15 protein-coding genes are annotated in these 15508 nt (G+C 70.2%); 5 read left to right on the top strand and 10 right to left on the bottom strand.

Annotated features, from left to right (window positions below):
* Window positions 1–38: 38 nt before the first annotated feature.
* Both ACGFI8_RS42830 and ACGFI8_RS42835 read right to left on the bottom strand, forming a co-directional pair.
* Entirely contained in the window at window positions 39–884 is an 846-nt protein-coding gene (locus ACGFI8_RS42830; protein WP_392813541.1) for an ABC transporter permease, read from the bottom strand.
* Window positions 885–981: 97 nt separating this feature from the next.
* On the bottom strand, window positions 982–1785 hold the full coding sequence (locus ACGFI8_RS42835) for an ABC transporter ATP-binding protein (RefSeq protein WP_392813543.1): 804 nt from the start codon (window positions 1783–1785) through the stop codon (window positions 982–984).
* 187 nt (window positions 1786–1972) lie between these two features.
* On the opposite strand from ACGFI8_RS42835, the gene ACGFI8_RS42840 reads away from it, so the two are divergent.
* Window positions 1973–3598: an ATP-binding protein gene (locus ACGFI8_RS42840; protein WP_392813545.1), complete on the top strand. Its 1626-nt coding sequence runs from the start codon at window positions 1973–1975 to the stop codon at window positions 3596–3598.
* On the top strand, window positions 3595–4311 hold the full coding sequence (locus ACGFI8_RS42845; protein WP_392813547.1) for a response regulator: 717 nt from the start codon (window positions 3595–3597) through the stop codon (window positions 4309–4311). Before ACGFI8_RS42840 ends, ACGFI8_RS42845 begins: the two co-directional genes overlap by 4 nt.
* A gap of 183 nt (window positions 4312–4494) precedes the next feature.
* Here the strand turns inward: ACGFI8_RS42845 and ACGFI8_RS42850 are convergent, their stop codons facing one another.
* The 4 genes from ACGFI8_RS42850 to ACGFI8_RS42865 form a co-directional block, all read right to left on the bottom strand.
* On the bottom strand, window positions 4495–5304 hold the full coding sequence (locus ACGFI8_RS42850; RefSeq protein WP_392813548.1) for a hypothetical protein: 810 nt from the start codon (window positions 5302–5304) through the stop codon (window positions 4495–4497).
* Window positions 5301–5792 (bottom strand): sigma-70 family RNA polymerase sigma factor, encoded by a 492-nt coding sequence (locus ACGFI8_RS42855; protein ID WP_392813550.1) that lies wholly within the window; start codon window positions 5790–5792, stop codon window positions 5301–5303. Before ACGFI8_RS42855 ends, ACGFI8_RS42850 begins: the two co-directional genes overlap by 4 nt.
* Window positions 5793–5904: 112 nt before the next feature.
* Entirely contained in the window at window positions 5905–6096 is a 192-nt protein-coding gene (locus ACGFI8_RS42860) for a hypothetical protein (RefSeq protein WP_392813552.1), read from the bottom strand.
* Between the two features lie 52 nt (window positions 6097–6148).
* A complete protein-coding gene (locus tag ACGFI8_RS42865) occupies window positions 6149–8041 on the bottom strand; it encodes a glycoside hydrolase family 3 protein (RefSeq protein WP_392813553.1) in 1893 nt (630 codons plus the stop codon).
* A 314-nt stretch (window positions 8042–8355) separates the two neighbouring features.
* Here ACGFI8_RS42865 and ACGFI8_RS42870 point away from each other — a divergent pair, with 314 nt between their 5' ends.
* A complete protein-coding gene (locus ACGFI8_RS42870; protein ID WP_392813554.1) occupies window positions 8356–8805 on the top strand; it encodes a VOC family protein in 450 nt (149 codons plus the stop codon).
* Between the two features lie 310 nt (window positions 8806–9115).
* Here ACGFI8_RS42870 and ACGFI8_RS42875 read toward each other — a convergent pair whose 3' ends face one another.
* From ACGFI8_RS42875 to ACGFI8_RS42890, 4 genes are all read right to left on the bottom strand, one after another.
* Entirely contained in the window at window positions 9116–11419 is a 2304-nt protein-coding gene (locus tag ACGFI8_RS42875; RefSeq protein WP_392813556.1) for an FtsX-like permease family protein, read from the bottom strand.
* Window positions 11416–12132 carry an ABC transporter ATP-binding protein gene (locus tag ACGFI8_RS42880; RefSeq protein ID WP_392813557.1) on the bottom strand — a complete coding sequence of 239 codons (717 nt, stop codon included), beginning with the start codon at window positions 12130–12132 and terminating at the stop codon, window positions 11416–11418. The genes ACGFI8_RS42875 and ACGFI8_RS42880 overlap by 4 nt, the downstream gene beginning before the upstream one ends.
* Complete coding sequence (locus ACGFI8_RS42885) at window positions 12129–12488, bottom strand: DNA glycosylase AlkZ-like family protein (RefSeq protein ID WP_392813558.1); 360 nt, start codon at window positions 12486–12488, stop codon at window positions 12129–12131. Before ACGFI8_RS42885 ends, ACGFI8_RS42880 begins: the two co-directional genes overlap by 4 nt.
* A gap of 96 nt (window positions 12489–12584) precedes the next feature.
* Complete coding sequence (locus ACGFI8_RS42890) at window positions 12585–13235, bottom strand: winged helix-turn-helix transcriptional regulator (RefSeq protein WP_392813560.1); 651 nt, start codon at window positions 13233–13235, stop codon at window positions 12585–12587.
* 140 nt (window positions 13236–13375) lie between these two features.
* On the opposite strand from ACGFI8_RS42890, the gene ACGFI8_RS42895 reads away from it, so the two are divergent.
* Together ACGFI8_RS42895 and ACGFI8_RS42900 are read left to right on the top strand one after the other, a co-directional pair.
* Entirely contained in the window at window positions 13376–14557 is a 1182-nt protein-coding gene (locus tag ACGFI8_RS42895) for an MFS transporter (protein WP_392813562.1), read from the top strand.
* Between the two features lie 31 nt (window positions 14558–14588).
* Window positions 14589–15389, top strand: coding sequence for an SDR family NAD(P)-dependent oxidoreductase (locus ACGFI8_RS42900; protein ID WP_392813564.1), 801 nt, complete (start codon window positions 14589–14591; stop codon window positions 15387–15389).
* Window positions 15390–15508: the final 119 nt, after the last annotated feature.

The following is a 15508-nucleotide window of genomic DNA, read 5'->3' on the forward strand; positions in this document are numbered from 1 at the left end:
ATCCGTTGGGGGGTCGGATCCTTGGGGGGGATGGGGTGTCAGATGTGGACTGCTTCGCTGGCCGTCGGTGGACGCCAGCGCAGCAGGCGCTTCTCCAGGGCGGTGAGGAGCCACTCGGCGCCGAGGGCGATGACCGTGATGATGATCATTCCGGCGTAGATGCCGGCCGCGTCGAACGTGCCTTGGGAGTGGGCGATCAGCAGGCCGAGGCCGCGCTTGGCGCCGATGACCTCGCCGACGACCGCGCCGATCAGCGCGAAGCCGAAGGCGACGTGCAGCGAGGCGAGGATCCAGGAGGTTGCGCTCGGAACGACGATGGAGGTGAGGACCTTCATCCGGCTCGCCCCGAGAATGCGGGCGTTGTTGACGACGTTGCGATCCACCTCACGGGCGCCCTGGAACGCGTTGAAGAAGACCGCGAAGAAGACCAGCACCACGGCAGTGGCGATCTTCGAGCTCAGGCCGAGACCGAACCAGATGACGAACAGCGACGCGAGCACGATCCGCGGGATGGCGTTCGCCGCCTTGATGAACGGCGCGAGCACCTCGGCGAAGAAGCGCGCGCGCCCCAGCAGCACGCCGAGCACGACCCCGCCGATCGAACCGATGACGAAGCCCGCCACCGCCTCCCACAGGGTGACCCCGATGTGTTCCCAGATCGGGCCGCTGCTCGGCCCGACGGTGAACCAGTCGTACAGACGCTCCCAGATCTGCGAGGGCTGCGAGTAGAAGAACTGGTCGATGCCCCAGCGCTGGGCGTGGTCCTTCCAGTCCAACGGCTTGCTGAAGTGGGTGTTCCCGTCGAAGTCGACCCAGTAGCGGGCGGCAAACTCCCAAGCACCGAGACCGACGGCGACGATCAGGAGCCGGACACCCCAGACCATGGCGCGACGGCGATATTGAGCGACGGCTGCCGCCCGGATCACCGCACGGTCAGCGTCCGCCTGCGACGCCTGCTCCGGGCGTCGCGGCGTTTTCGTCTCAGGCAGCACTGAGGGTCGCTCCCTTCCTTGCTCGGGCTACCTCTTCGCGCAGCGAATCCCAGACCTCGCGGTAGATCTCAAGGAATGCCGTGGTGAGTCGGATCTCCTCGACATCGCGAGGGCGCGGCAGGTTGACCTCGAATTCGGCCTTCATCGTGGCCGGCACGGCGGTCAGCACGACCACCCTGTCGGCGAGTGCGATCGCCTCCTCCAGGTCGTGCGTCACGAAGATCACGGCCGCGCCGGTGCCGGACCACAGCCGCAGCAGCTCGTCCTGCATCAGCCCGCGCGTCTGCACGTCCAATGCGCTGAACGGCTCGTCCATCAGCAGGATCTTCGGCTTGTTGACGAGCGTCTGCGCGAGCGCCACCCGCTTGCGCATGCCGCCGGAGAGCTGGTGCGGATAGTACGACTCGAAACCGGCAAGGCCGACCCGCTCGACCCAGGTGGCTGCTTCGGCACGCGCGGCGGCCTTGCTCACGCCGCGGAATTGAGGTCCGGCGGCGACGTTGTCCAGGACGTTCTTCCAGGGCAGGATCGCGTCCTGCTGGAACATGTAGCCGATGCCTTCCGGGATCTCCCGCACCGGCTTGCCGTACACCAGAACCTCGCCCGAGGACGCGGGGTCGAGGCCGGACACCAGCGACAGCGTGGTGGATTTGCCACACCCGGTCGGGCCGACCACTGCCACGAACTCACCGGGGCGGATACTGATGGTGAGGTCCTGGACGGCCGTCATGATGCCGGATGAGCCGCGAAAGCGCTTGGTGGCCCCCCGCAGCTCGATCACGGGTTGGGTCACGTCTCCTCCTCATGTTGCGTGGCCATTTCGGGACGGTTATCGCCCGGTGTTGCGAGGACGGTAGGGCAACCGCCGGGGGGCTCCTAGCCTTGAAGTCGTTGTGCGCACAAGTCACGTTCTGGAGGTTCTGCGCGTTTTGCTCGCGACAGATCGTGACGTCGGCGGCGCGGCGTCGTACCGTCGTGCCATGCTTCGCCCGCGCATGAGCTTCACCCGTCAGGCACTCGTCCTGCAGAGCATCGTGATCACGATCGTGGTCTGCATCGGGCTGTTGTTGTTCGGCTGGCTGCTCGATCGCGAGCTGATCACGCAGTACGGTGAGCGGGCCCGCGGCGTCGCCCGCTCGGTCGCGGCCGACCCGGACATCGTGGCGGCCGCGACGCGGTACGACCCCCACACCGGCTCGTACGACCCGGACGGGGTGGTCCAGGCAAGAGCAGAGGCCGTGCGCCGAAGCACCGACGTGCTCTTTGTCGTCGTCACCGACCGTGATGGCCTGCGCCTGTCGCACCCGAATCCCGACGAGCTCCGGCACCCGGTCAGTACCGACCCGTCCGAGGCGCTGGCCGGGCGCGAGGTGGTGATCGTCCAGCACGGCACCCTCGGCGACTCGGCCCGGGCCAAGGTGCCGCTGCGCGACCCGGCCGGTGACGTCGTCGGCATCGTCAGCGTGGGCATCAGCCTGGACGACATCCACACGCGCTGGCGGGGAATGGTGGCGGTCGCGGCTCTGTTCGCCGGCGGCGCGCTCATCCTCGGCGTGGCCGGGACGGCCATGCTGACCCGGCGGCTGCGGCGGCTGACCCTGGGCCTGGAGCCGCACGAGCTGGCCGAACTCATGCAGGAGCGGGAGGCGGTACTGCACGGCATCAGCGAGGGCGTGCTCGCCGTGGACGCCGCCGACCGAATCTCCGTCTACAACGGAGAAGCCATCCGGCTGCTGGGCAACGAACCGGCGGTCGGGGCTCCGCTCGACGAGATCGACCTGCCCGCGGGTGTCCGGTCGGCGCTGTCCGGCTCCGGCGGCGCCGACAACCTCGTCACCGTTGCCGGTGACCGGGTGCTGATCGCCAACCGCCGGCAGGTGCGCCGCGACGGGCGCAACCTCGGTCGCGTGCTCACCCTACGGGACCGCACGGATCTCGAGGTGTTGACCAACGAACTCGACGCAGTCCGTGCGCTGACTGAGAGCCTGCGAGCCCAACGGCACGAGTTCTCCAACCGGCTGCACTTGATCGCCGGGCTGCTCGAAACCGGGCACCACGCCGAGGCGATGGAGTACCTGCACATGTTGTCGGCTCCGTCAGCCGCCGCGACCGATACCGACCACGACGCCATCCGCGACCCGTACCTGCGGGCGTTCCTGGCGGCGAAGATGGCCATCGCCACGGAGAAAGGTGTCCGCTTGGACATCGGTGAGGAGAGCTGGGTGGACGGACGCGTGACCGCCCCGGTCGAAGTGATCACCATCGTGGGAAACCTGCTGGACAACGCGATCGAAGCCGCCCGGCTCGGGGCGGCGCGGCCCGCGTCGGTGGAGATCGTGCTCGCCGCCGAACGGGACACGCTGCACCTGAGTGTGGCGGACTCCGGCGACGGTGTCGCCTCGTCGGTGGCGGACCGCCTCTTCGTGCAGGGCGTGTCAACCCGAGCCGGCGACAGCCGAGGGCTCGGCCTGGCCCTCTCCCGGCAGGCGGCCCGCAGCCTCGGCGGCGAGGTGTGGCTGGCTCGGCCCGGCGGCGACGGCCACGGCGCCGTCTTCGCCGCACGCCTGCCCGCCGTGCTGGCCGTCGCAGCGGAGACCGACAAATGATCCGCGTACTGGTCGTGGAGGACGACTTCCGGGTCGCCAAGGTCCACGTCGCCTTCACCCGCCGCATACCCGGCTTCCAGGTCATCGGGACGGCCCTAACCGCGGCCGACGCGCGCCGGATGCTCACCGACGAGCAGCCCGACCTGATGCTGCTCGACACCTACCTACCCGACAACTCGGGACTCGCGGTACTCGCCGAGACCGACGTGGACACGATCATGCTCACGGCAGCATCCGATCCAGCCGCGGTCCGCGCAGCCCTCGCCCACGGAGCGCTCAACTACCTCCTGAAGCCCTTCACGGCGGAGCAATTCGTGGATCGCCTCACCGCGTACAGCCGCTATCGCACCGCGCTCGCCACGGCCGCCGGCAGCCAGCTCAGCCAGGAAGACATCGATCGCGCCGTGCGCCAGCTGCGCGCCGGCGACCGCCCAACCGCACCCAAAGGCCAGTCGGGCGTCACCGCACGGCTCGTGGCAGAACGGCTCACCGCCCTACCGCGGACAGCACGCACCGCCGCCGAGATCGCGGCCGAACTCGGCATCGCACGCGCCACCGCACAGCGCTACCTCGCCGCGCTCGAACAGGAGGGCGCCGCGACCGTGAGCCTGCGCTACGGCGCCAACGGCCGGCCCGAACACTTGTACCGCTGGAAGGGCCCAGCCGACACCAACAGTGACTCGGGCACCGGCACCGGCTTACCGGGAGGCTGATTACCGTTACCGTTCAGTGCCCTTTAGCGAGCGCACTATCGGTCGTCCCGCCTTGCGGTGGGACGGTCCCGGTCTGACCCCATCGACGCCGATGGTCCCCAGCAGCGGCCGGGCTGGTCATGAAAGGCTACCTTCAGCAACCAGACGCCCCTGCAGAATCCCCTTCTGGGTTGTGGACAACTGTCACGCGGTATGGCGTTGGACGTCGAACTGCCCGATCTTGGTCTTGCCGTCGGCTTCGTAGACCGGCAGATGGATGGTGATGACCGGTGAGTTCTGCTGCTGCACGGCCTGGCTGGGGTTGGCCGGGGTGGGCTCGGCAAGATCCTTGGCATAGACGTAGCCGGCCTTGCCATTGGTCGCGGTGACGGCGACCAAGTCGGGTGTGCCGTGAGCGTCCGCGACCCCGTAGGTGAGGCCGTCGGCGTTGGTGCCCCAGGCGCTGGTGGTGACCTTTGCGTAGGTCGCGACCAGCCGCCAGCGTTGGCCGGTGGCCGCGCTGATGGTCGTCGAGTGCTGGCCCGGGCGAAGCGGTAGCTGGTAGCGCGCCGGCGGCCTGCCTACATCGCCGTCGCTGCAGCCCACGCTGGCGCCGTCGGCGAAGTAGAACGTGCCAGCCGACAGGCAGCTCAGTTCGACGTCGATGTCGGTGGCCCCGCTCGGTGGGGTGCCCAGGTCAACGGTCTGGGTGCCGGCGCCATCGACCGTGACCGGCTTCGTCAGCGGTATCACCACCTGGGCGCCCGGCAACGGCGAGGCCGTCGGCGACACGCCGACACCACCGGGACCGAGGTCGAGAGCGGCACGTTCTGCCCCGGCAAGCATCCAGGCAATGACCGCGGCACCGATGACCACAATCGTGGCGGCTCCCGCGCCAGTAATCAGGCGCATCCGTCGACGACGGATGCGGGCGGTGATCGCCTCGAACGGGGGCGGGACAGCGTCGGGGACGCGGTCTGCCACCTCCTCTAGAAGAGCGTGCAGATCGGTCATGATGGTTCCTCCTCACCCAGCAGCGCAGCCAACGTCGCCCGGGCGCGCGACAGCCGGGACTTCACGGTTCCTTCGGCGACCCCCAGTTCGGCGGCCACCGCCGCCACCGGCAGGTCCAGCAGATGGTGCAAAACCACGACTTGGCGCTGCGCCAACGGCAGCACCCGCAAGGCCCGCTCCAGGTCCACGCCGGTCTCGGGTTCCCGGCTGGCAGCACCCACGTCAAGTTGGTGATGGGTGAGGTGGTGGCGCATGCGGCGCGCCCGCTTGGACAGCAGCCGGAAGGCCACCTTGCGCACCCACGCCTCGGGGTCGTCGTAATCGGCGATTACGCGCCAGCGCGGCACCAGCCGAGCGAAGGCTTCTTGTACGACGTCCTCGGCCTCGGCGCGGTCACCCGCGGCGACCGCCAGGACGCGCACGAGCCGCGCGTATGAGGTGACATACAGCTCGCGTACGTCGCCGACCCGTCTCGTGGCGGTGCCCATACCGGTGCCCATACCGGTAACACCCGCCACCGGTGTGCCAGGTTCCATCCCGATCCATCGAACCCGAGCCGGGGCAGCGACGCTACCCCGACGACCGCGCGCTCCATAGCGGTCAGCAGCGTCTCGACGTCACCGCACCGGCAACGGGCGTCCTGCCGACCCAGCGCAGGATCGCGACCTCATGGCGTAGGACGAGCAGCTCCGCGGTCTTGGCGGCGTCGCTGCGTGACCGCCACATAAGCAGCCGGAACACCATCACCTGATCGTCCATCGCCAGACAAAACCCCAGCTCAATGCCGTGCATCGGGTTATGGCACGGCAAAGCACCTCCGTCGGTCGGTTCCGATGCGGCCCGATCAGTACGGCGTCAGCCCGTACCCGAGGGGGAACAGCGGCGTCTTGCCGTCACCGCTGTTGATCGGCTCGTCGGTGACGGCGTTGGGCCAACTGACCGGCAACTTGCCGATGAAACCGGAACCGAAGAGCACGTCGGTGATGCCCTGCGCCTCGGTGCCGGGCAGCCAACCGGCCACGAACGCGCCCACCTTCGGCAGCTGGTCCTTGATGACCAGCGGCCGGCCCGAGTACAGGATCGCGATGCAGACCGTGACCCGAGAGCAGATGTCGCTCAACTGGCTGCTGTTGTCGCTGCCGAACGCGAGCGTCGACGAGTCGCCCTTGCCCTCGGCGTACGGCGTCTCACCGCCGACCCAGATGCCGACGTCCGCAGTGTAGGGGCCCTTGGTGCGCGTACCGACGTTCTGTACCGTGATGCCGGTGCCCGCGGTCGCCTGCTGCAGCGCCTGCCAGAACGTGGTCCCGGTCGTCGTGGCGCCGCTGCCGCCTTGCCAACTGATCGACCACCCGCCGAGCTGGTAGCCGAGGTTGTCGACTGACTTGCCGCCCACCACGATCTTGTACGTGCCGGTCTTCGACAGCGGCAGCGCGCCGTTGTTCTTGAGCAGGACCAGCGACTCGCGCACCGCCTGGCGGGCCACCGCCCGGTGCGCGGCCGACCCGACCTGCGCCGTGTACGTGCGGTCGGTGTACGGGTGGTTGAACAGGTCGAGTGCGAACTTGGCGTTGAGGATGCGGGTGACGGCGTCGTTGACCCGCGCCAGCGGGATCTTGCCGCTGTTCACGCCGTTGACGATCGCGTTGATCGTGCCGACGTAGTCGTCCGGCACCATGATCATGTCGATGCCGGCGTTGACCGCGTGAGCGACCTGGTCGGCATACGTGGCGTCCGACAGCTGCTTGACGCCGGCCCAGTCGCTGACCACAAAGCCCTTGAAGCCCAGCTCACCCTTGAGGATGTCGGTGATGAGGTGGGCGTTGCCGTGGTCCTTCACGCCGTTCCAGCTGCTGTACGAGATCATCACCGAGCCGGCACCACCGTTGACCGCGCTGGTGTACGGCGGCAGGTGCACCGCGCGCAGTTCGGTCTCGCTGATGCGAGCGTCGCCCTGGTCGATGAGGTAGCCGCTGGAGCCGGTGCCAAACGTGGTGCCGCCGTCGGCGATGAAATGCTTGGCGGTGGCCAGCACCGAGTTCGTGCCGAGCGACGGACCCTGGAAACCGGCGACCGCGGCCTGTGCGAGCGGGCCGACGACCGATGGATCCTCGCCGTACCCCTCGTAGGTGCGGCCCCAGCGATCGTCGCGCGGCACACAGACGCACGGCGCGAACGTCCAGTGGATCCCCGTGCCGAGAACCTCCTGGCGGGTGACGTCCTCGACCTGCTGGACCAGCGCGGCGTCGCGGGTAGCGCCCATGCCGATGTGGTGCGGGAACAGCACCGCGCCCTGCACGTTGTTGTGCCCGTGCACGGCGTCAACGCCATAGATGAGCGGGATGCCGAGCCGGCTCTTGAGCGCGTAGCTCTGGTAGTCGTCGACCATGTCGGCCCACTGCGTCGCGGTCCCGCCCGCTCCGTTGGGGCCGCCGCCACCGCCGCTGAGCACCGAGCCCAGGCCGTAGGTGGCGATGTCGTTCTTGTTGCTGACGTAGGAGTTGGCGACCTGGGTCATCTGGCCGGCCTTCTCGGCGAGCGTCATCTTCGCCAGGCAGTCCGCCGTGGAGATGCACCCGGCCGCGGCCGCTGCCTGCGGAGTCGGCGGCAGCAGCGACGCGGTGAGCACGGTCGCCGCGGTGACTGCGAGGGTGAGCAGGCTGCGGCGCACCCGACCCGAGGCGGGCGACGCAGCGGGAGTTGGAAGATCGATGGGGGTGGACAGGACGTGGCGCATGGATGCCTCCCGGGCCATCGAACCTGCCGTGCAGGTGGCGGCGTCACGGCGGCGAGCCCAGATCGATTATTTGACCGACTTTGATGACCGGTCAAGCGCAACCCTTTTCCGCCCTGTTTGTCCCCGCCGCTCAGGAACAGGCCAATGGTGCATGCCGACCAGCGGCCAACTCTGAGCCGACGCCGAACGGCCAGCCCGGAACACCGGCGCAACGTATGTGGCGAGTGCCTGGCACCACCCAGAGGAGACTTACTGCCGGGCACACCGGTCCCACTGTCACCTTCCGCGCCGGACGGCTCCGCTACCGTGGCACCGTGACCACCGAATGGCAGCTCGCGATCGACTGTGCCGACCCCGACCGGCTCGTGCCGTTCTGGGCCCGGGCGCTGGGCTACGTCCCGGCCGAACCGCCGGCCGGGCACGCCTCCTGGCGGGAGTACTACCTGAGCATCGGCGTGCCGGAGGCGGAGCTCGGCGGCGGGGACGCCGTCGACCGCCTGGTCGACCCGACGGGCCGGGGACCGGCGATCTGGTTCCAGGTCGTGCCAGAGGGCAAGTCGGTGAAGAATCGCCTACACCTCGATCTCAAAGTCGGCGGCGGGCAGGCTGTACCGCTGCCGGAGCGCCGCCGCCGCGTCGACGCGAAGGCGGCCGAGCTGGTCGCGAGCGGCGCCACCATCGTCCGGGTCAACGAGTCCACCGAGCCCGAGCACTACGCCGTGCTCATGGGCGATCCGGAGGGCAACGAGTTCTGCGTGGTCTAGCACTCGCGCTGATGTTCACGTCGGTGACCTGAGCCGTGGAGCGGTACAACGAACTGATCGGAAGTTTGTCGAACTACTCGTGGTCGATGCGGCGGGGAAGGATGGTCGTGGCGCTCGACCCGGAGGTGTCCGCGTCGGTCGGAACACCCGAGGCGGAGGGAGCGACGCCGGAGCGGCTGCCGCTGCGGTGCGCGACCTCACCGACCGCTTCCTGCTGGCCGGCCTCGGCATCACGGAGTACGAGCTGGCCCGGGCGGGCGACCGGCCCGTGCTGGCCGCCCTGCCCCCGGGGCTGGTCCCGGCCTGATCGTCACTCGTTGTGCAGCGCCTCCGCGATGGTGAGGCGCGCCGCCGACCGGGCCGGGAGGAACGCGCCGAACGCCGCGATGCCGATGCCGGCCAGTGCCAGCAGCGCCAGCACCGGCAGGTGGTAGACGTGCAGCATCCGGTCCGGGAAGACGAGCTGGGCCGCGTGCGCCATGGCCGGCAGGGCGAGACGGTGTATGACGACCCCGAGGGGGATACCGAGCAGGCCGCCGGCAGCGCCGAGCGCCGACATCGAGGTCACCATCATCAGCACCACCTGGCGGGGCGTCATCCCGATCGACTTGAGCATGCCCAGGTCCCGGTGCCGTTCCCGGGTGTTGAGTACGACCGTGTTGAAAACGCCGAGCGCCGCGACCGTGCCGAGCATCAGCGTCAGCACGGTGACGATGACGAACATGACGGCGATGAACGAGTCGGCGTCGTTCGCGGGGACGGCGTTCAACCCCGGGTCGCCCGCCTTGACCGCGGTCAAGAAGGCCGTCGTGTCGGCGCCGTGCTCGAGTCCCACCTCATAGCTGTCGGCCCGGGTGCCCGGCGCCACCAGTGCCAGCGTCTCCCAGTTGGACAGCATCATGTTGGCGGAGTTCATCAGGACCTTCCCGACGATGCGTACCGTCTGCTGTCGGCCATCCGCGTCCACGGTGAAGGTTTCGCCAACGGCGAACCCGCGCTGGCGCAGGAACCTCTCTGAGACGACCACCTCGCCCGGGCCCGCCGGCCAGTGCCCGTCCACCATCTCGTAGCCCAGACTGGTCGTGTCGCCGCGGTAGAACCGGGCCAGGAACGTCTCGGTGCTGCCCACCGGCCGTACCATGACGTCCGCGGCGGCCGTTACATGCGCCGCCCCGGGCAGCGAGCGCAGCATCGACTCGACCTCGGTGTCGGTCAGCTTCGGCGCGCGCGGGGTGCCCGGGTTAGGGCCGGCGAACACCTGGACCTGCACCCAGGCCGACCGGCCCTGCGCCGTCTGATAGGTGGTCACGGTGCTCGCGAGGCCGATCGCAAAGGTCACGCTCGCCACGCCCAGCACGACGGCGGCCATGGTGAGGGCGCTGCGGGCCGGCCGGGCGAACGGTATGCCAAGACCGAGGCTGGCCGCCCGGGGCAGCCTGGTGCCGGCAAGCCACCGCTGGATCCGTAGGCCGCGGCCGGAGTGCGGGGCGCTGCCCGCGCTGATCGCCTCGGTCGCCGACAGGCTGCGGGCCCGCAGCGCCGGCAGCAGGGCCGACAGGGCGACCACGGCCGGGACCCCGACCAGGGTTGCCGCGTCCACCCAGCCGGCGACGCCGATGCCGCCGCTCCCGTAGTTCTTGAACGCGCTGGTCAGCAACGACCGGGCCGCCAGGTTGCCCAGGACGGTGCCGAGCACGCAGCCGGTCAACGCCGGGACGAGCACCATCGTGAGATAGACGGTCAGCACCTGGGCGGGAGTGAAGCCGAGCGCCTTGAGCACCCCGATGTGCCGGAACCCGGCCACCACCGCCCCGCTGACCACGTTGGCGACGATCAGTACCGCCACAGCGAGGGCGAGACAGCCGAAGACCATCAGGAACGGAACGAAGGTGTTCGTTGCGGCGGCGGCCTTGGTCCGCAGCGCGAGGTAGGACCGGGAGCCGAGCAGCGTCTCCGGCGGCAATCCGGCCGTCACGGCGGTGGTGGCCGAGGTCATCTGGGCATCGGTGGCGGCGTGGGCGAAGCGGTAGAGCATCTGAGTGGTGGTCGGGTGCAGGTCGGACATCTGCTCGGGGGTGACCCAGGCTCCGGCCGACTCGCTCACCGAGTAGGCGAAGCCCACGACGGTCAGCGAGCGACCTCCGGACACGGCGAGCGCCGTGCCGACCCGGGTGGGCCCGAAGTTGGCCGGGTTTTCGTTGAGCACGATCTCGCCGAGCTTGGTCGGCCATCGACCCTGCCACACGTTCAGGCGGTCGACCGGGCCACCGGGGTCGTCGCGTCCGACCACGGTGAGGGACAGCGGCGGTCGTCCGGGGTCGAGCGTGACGTCGAGGGCGACCTGGCCGAACGGCCCGGCCGCGGCCGACACCCCGGCCCGCCGGGCCAAATCGGTGAGCTGCGCGTCGGGCGCCTTGGCACGGTCGAATGCGGCCACCAGGTGCGCGCCGCTCTGCCGGTCGTAGGCCCGGTCGAACGGGCCGGACGACTCCGCCAGCAGCCCGAGGGCCACCACGATCATCACGGTGGAGAGGGCGACGACGACGCCGATCACGCCAGTCTGGAGCCGGCGGCGGCGCACGGCGGCCCGCGCGGCCCGCCACACGGCGCTCACGGCGTACGCTCCAGGCTGCGCTCGCGCGCCACCCGGCCGTCGACGACCTCGATGAGGCGGCTGGCGCACCGGGTGGCCAGCCGCTCGTCGTGCGTCACCATCAGCAGCGTCTGGCCGATCTGGTTGAGGTCGAGCAGCAGGTCCATCACCTGCTCGCCGGCGCGGCTGTCCAGCGCGCCGGTCGGTTCGTCGGCGAGCAGCAGCGCCGGGCGGTTCATCAGGGCCCGGGCGACGGCGACCCGCTGCCGTTCGCCGCCGCTGAGCGCCGCCGGGTAGATGTTCCGCCGGTCGGCGATGCCGAGCTCGTCGAGCAGTTCCAGCGCGCGGGCGCGGGCCTGCCGGGCCGGGGTGCCCACCAGTTGCGCGGCCAGCGCGACGTTGTCCAGGGCGGGCAGGTCGTCGAGCAGGTTGAAGAACTGGAAGACCATGCCGATCCGCCGGCGCCGGAACAGCGCCCGGCCGGTCTCGTTCAGCCGGCCCAGGTCCTCGCCGCCCACAACGACCGTCCCGGCAGTCGGGCGGTCCAGGGCGGCGACCATGTTGAGTAGGGTGGACTTGCCGCACCCGGAGGGGCCCATCACGGCCACCGCCTCCCCTGCGTGGATCTCCAGCGACACGCCGTCGAGCGCCGTGGTATCGCCGTAGTCCTTACGGACGTCGTCCAGACGCACGATGACTTGCCCCGCGCCGTCCTCGCTATGTTCACTGATCATGGCTGGAAGTCTGGCGCCCGGGCGGGCCCGCGGACATCCATCCCCGGATGCAACGTGCTGGCCGGGTCATCCCGGAGTTGTAGGTGCCGGGCGTCCTCGGCGGTGGCCAGGTGCACGGTGCGGCGCATCAGGTGCAGCCGCACCACGGCGCGCTGCTCGAGCAGCCGCGAGAGTTCCGAAGGGTCAAAGCCGCTCACCCGCGACCACGGCCCGACGAAAGGTTCCTGCGGTTCCTGCGCCTGCAACCCGCACAGGTGGCCGACCGCGTCGTGCACGGACGCGTCGGTGCGCTCGAGAAGGAACTGGCGGGCCAGGGTAGCGCGGTTGAACGCTCGCGCGTCGAGGCGCTCGGTCATCCCCGGTCTGCTGCGGCGCGGTCGGCGGTGCGGCGGCGGCGCAGGTGGGGTTGTACGAGTTCCGGCGGCACGTAGGAGACGTCGATCGGCCCTAGGCTAGGCGGGCCACGGGTCGCTGACCGCGTGTAGCAGTCGGCCGATGGCCGACAGATCGCCCACGACGGTGACGCTGCCGTCGGCGCATGCGCTCTCGAGGGTGGACGGATCGCCCAGCAGGGCGCTGAACGTCTTGGGCTCCGTGCGGAGTGAGACGGCCGCCGTTGCGGGTTCACCGGGCTCCACCTCGGCCCGCCCGGACGCCAGGCGGAGCGTCCACACCCGGCCGTCGAGCTCGAGGCGGCAGGTCATCGGCGGCGCCGCGGGGTCGGGGCGGGCGGCGCCCAGCAGGAAGGCCAGCACGGACGTGGCGCTGAGCGAGGCCGGCGGCGGGGGCTCCGGCGCGTCGATGCCCCAGTCGCCCAGGGCCAGCAGGATCGGCCGCAGCTTCCGGCCCCACTCGGTCAGTTCGTAGGCCTGCGGGCCCTCGGCCGGGGCGGGCGCACGGCGGATCACCCCGTTGTGCTCGAGCTCCCGGAGCCGGTCGGCCAGCAGGTTTGAGCTGACGTGGGGCAGAGCGCGTCGCAGCTCCGAGAAGCGTTGCGGCACGAACAGCAGCTCGCGGACGACCAGCAGGGCCCATCGCTCGCCGACGACGTCGAGGGCCCGGGCGATGCCGCATGAGTCCCGATAGCTACGCCTGGTTGGCACGACCACTCCCCTCGTCCGACACGATCCTAAACCACCATGAAGCGTGGTTGTTTTTTACAACCGACTATGGTTCTGTTTTCGACATGATGCAGTTGAGCACTCAGCCGGTAGCGCTGAGTCGAGGCAGGACGAACCTCGCATTGGCCGCGCTGTTCCTGGGCATGTTCGTGCTGGGCAGCGGCGAACTGCTCGTCGTCGGCCTGCTGAACCTGATCGCCGACGACCTTCGGGTCTCCATCCGAGCGGCCGGCTTGCTGGTGACCGCCTACGCGTTGGGCCTGGCCATCGGCGGCCCGGTCCTGACCGCACTGACGATCAGGCTGAACAAGCGGACGATCCTGGTCGGCACGGTCGTCCTCGTCGTCGTCTGCACCCTGGTCCCGGTGCTGAGCACCAGCTTCGGCCTGTTCATCGCGGTGCGTTGCGTCATCGGAGCGCTGCACGGCCTGTTCGTCGCCGTCGGGTTCGTGCTGGCGATGTCGATCGTCCCGCCGCAACGCATGGGCCGGGCGATCTCCGTGGTCGTCTCCGGCCTGTTCGTGTCGACCGCTCTGGGCGTGCCGCTGGGCACCCTGGTCGGCCAGGTGCTGGGCTGGCGCGGGTCGTTCACCGCGATCGCCGCGCTCGGCGCGGTGGCGCTCGTTGCCACGCTGATGCTGGTCCCGTCCATGCCCAGCACCGGTGGCGGCGCGGGCAGCCAGGCGAAGTACGCGTTCGCGCCGCAGGTCCTCGCCGCACTGGTCGTGAACGTCGCGGCGTTCGCGGCGGTGTACTCGGCACTCACGTACATCGTGCCGTTCCTGCAGAGCGTCACCGGCATCTCCGGCGCGCTGATCAGCCTGTTCCTGCTGGCCTACGGCGTGGCCACCGCGGTGGGCTCGTTCGCCGGCGGCCGGTTCGCCGATCGGAACGCCGCGCGCACCCTCATCGTCGGCTCCATCGGTGTGGCGGCCTCCCTGCTGGCGCTCTACCTCGTGGGCACGATCGCCGCGCTCGTGGCGGTGGCGCTGCTGGCGTTCGGCCTGTTCGCCATGGGCATGGTGCCCTCGATGCAGTACCGCGTGGTGAGCCTGGCCGGCCCGGGCGGGCAGCTGGCGTCCTCGCTGCCCGCCTCCGCCGCCAACGTGGGCATCGCGCTGGGCTCGTTCGCCGGCGGCGTGGCGATCGGCACCTCCACCGCCTCGGCGACGGTGATCACCGGCCTGGTCATCGCGGCGATCTCCATCGTGGCCGCCTGGGCCACCAGCTTCCTGAAGCCTCCGGCCACGGCGGACGCGACCGAGCCCGCCGTGGCGGCGGACGTGGCCCACGAGCCGGCGTAGTCATCCGGAACATCCATCACCTGGAGGAAACGTGCTGCTCGAGAAGAAGAACGCAGTGATCTACGGAGGCGGGGGCGCGATCGGCGGCGCCGTCGCGCGGGTGTTCGCCCGGGAGGGGGCGAGGGTCTTCATCGCCGGCCGGACGCAGGCGAAGCTCGACGCGGTGGCGCGCGACATCGCCGCCGCGGGCGGAACGGTCGAGACCGCGGAGGTCGACGTTCTCGATCAGTTGGAGGTCGAGCGGCACGCCGAGGCGGTCGCGGCGACCGCCGGCGGCATCGACATCGCCCTCAACGCCGTGAGCGTCATGCACGACCAGGGGACCTTGCTGGGGGAGCTCTCGCTCGAGGAGTTCATGCGGCCGATCGACGGCTTCCTGCGGGCGTTGTTCATCACCAGCAAGGCCGTGGCGCGGCACATGGGTCGCGAGCGCCCCGGCGTCATCCTGACGTTGTCCGAGCCGGGCGCCAAGCTGGCCATCGGCGGCATCCTGGGGCACGGCGTGAGCTCGGCCGGCAAGGAGGCGTTCTCGCGCCTGCTGGCCGCGGAGCTGGCGCCCGGCAACGTCCGGGTCGTCGGCATCCGCCCGCACGCCGTTGTCGACGCGCCGGCGGCGGGCTCCTACACCAACGACCTCTTCCGGCCGACCGCGGCGGCGGCCGGGCATTCGGTCCAGGAGTTCCTCGAAGGCGGCCTGGCGCAGGGGACGCTCCTGAAGAGGCTGCCGACGCTCTCCGAGATCGCCGAGACGGCCGCGTTCCTGGCATCGGAGCGCGCCGGAGCCATGACCGGAACGGTCGTCAACCTGTCCGGCGGCGCGCTGGTGGACTGACGTCCGGTCTGCGGTGCCGGGCGGGCGCATCGGCGCCCGCCCGGCCGGCCGTTGCCGGCGCGTCAGCAGCGGCCCTCCTCGACGTCGACGTCGGGGAAGTTCGCCGCGGGGTTTTCGAT

The sequence above is a fragment of the Dactylosporangium sp. NPDC048998 genome, assembly GCF_043197855.1.
Lineage (GTDB): Bacteria > Actinomycetota > Actinomycetes > Mycobacteriales > Micromonosporaceae > Dactylosporangium.